This is a genomic window from Pseudomonas sp. SIMBA_067, from assembly GCF_046534675.1.
Classification (GTDB): domain Bacteria; phylum Pseudomonadota; class Gammaproteobacteria; order Pseudomonadales; family Pseudomonadaceae; genus Aquipseudomonas; species Aquipseudomonas putida.
In genome coordinates this window covers 1-268 of the sequence record NZ_JAWRYH010000518.1, presented here as the reverse complement: position 1 = coordinate 268, position 268 = coordinate 1, and the positions used below count along the sequence as shown (strand labels likewise).

Genomic DNA, 268 nt, shown 5'->3' with positions numbered 1-268 from the left:
CGAGAGGTAGCCCATGAGCGGGATCATGAAGAAGTGCAGCAGGTGAGCGCCAAACATCAGCAGCAGGATCTCTGACGTGTCCTTGTGCACCACCAGCTTCAGGTAGGTGATGGAGAAGGTGACGACGATGTAGTAGAGGATGTTCTCCGCAAACCGGGCACCGATGCCGATCAGCACTTCGCGCCAGTATTTGGTGACCACCTCGACCACGCCCAGTTGCTGGCTTTCCACCCGCTGCTGGCGGGCCTGGGCTTCTTTGAAGATGGGC

At 58.6% G+C, this 268-nt stretch carries 1 pseudogene; it reads right to left on the bottom strand.

Annotation, left to right across the window (positions count from 1 at the left end):
• A pseudogene (locus SB765_RS30140) lies at positions 1-268 on the bottom strand (MFS transporter); the annotation flags it as partial.